Raw genomic sequence first — 1102 nt, 5'->3', positions numbered from 1 at the left:
GGTGTCAGTGCCATTGAGATCGTAACGACAAGGTTCAGCGTATTGGCAAGCTCAGGACGTAAGACATTTTGGGCGGTGGCGACACTGAACAGAACAAAGGCAAATTCACCGCCTTGCGCCAAGGTCACACCCAATCTGATACTGGTTGGCCAGCGGTTGCCTGATACTTTGGCAATGGCTGCAATCACTGCAAACTTGATAAACATTAAGGCGAGGGCACAGCCAATGATAAATATCGGCTTGGCCAAAATGAGTTTGACGTCAGTGAGCATGCCAACTGACATGAAAAATAGACCTAATAGTAATCCTTTAAACGGCTCGATACTGGCCTCTAGCTCGTGTCGATATTCAGAGTCGGCTAATAACACGCCTGTCAAAAATGCACCTAGTGCCATTGATAGACCAATTTGACCCATCAAAATAGACACGCCCATAACGATAAACAACGCGACCGCCGTCAGTAATTCTGAAGCACCGCTTGAGGCCACAAACTTAAAGAAGGGTCGAACCACATAACGACTGGCAAAAATTAGACCGGCAAAGACGGCAAATACTTTCCCGAAGTACAGTAAATCGTAGCTTTGCTCACGAACTCCTGACAAGAACGGAATGACCGCTAATAAAGGAATAACCGCAATGTCTTGGAATAGTAAGATAGTAAAAGCTTCGCGGCCATGTGTGCTTGAAAGCTGCTGTTTTTCGGTCAATATCTGCAGTACAAAAGCGGTCGAGGAGAGTGCCAAACCAAAGCCAACGATAAAAGCGGTATCTAGCTGTAAGGCGAAAAAATGGTGCAATAGCCCCATCAATAGCGTACCAGTCAGCCCAACCTGTAGACCGCCAAGAACGAATATAGAGCGGCGCAGCGCCCAAAGCCGTGAGGGCTGTAGCTCAAGACCAATAATGAACAGCAGCATGACCACGCCAAACTCTGAAAAGTGCAGCAGACTTTCAGCATCACCCGCCACATCCAAACCGCTTGGACCCAATATAAGCCCTGTGATGAGGTAGCCTAGGACCGTTGCAATACCGAAGCGTTTACCAAGGGGAACAAAGAGCAGTGCTGCTCCCAAAAAGATAGTAGCTTGTAACATTAAATTTG

Annotated in this window: 1 protein-coding gene; it reads right to left on the bottom strand. The window is 47.4% G+C overall.

Annotation, left to right across the window (positions count from 1 at the left end; genetic code table 11):
- The coding region (locus ACS8FC_RS14760) for a monovalent cation:proton antiporter-2 (CPA2) family protein (protein ID WP_439297324.1) at window positions 1-1102 on the bottom strand (1102 nt) is incomplete at both ends.

The sequence above is a fragment of the Psychrobacter sp. 1Y4 genome (assembly GCF_051847555.1).
Note: the sequence above shows the minus strand (reverse complement) of the source record. Positions and strands in the feature narration are given on the sequence as shown.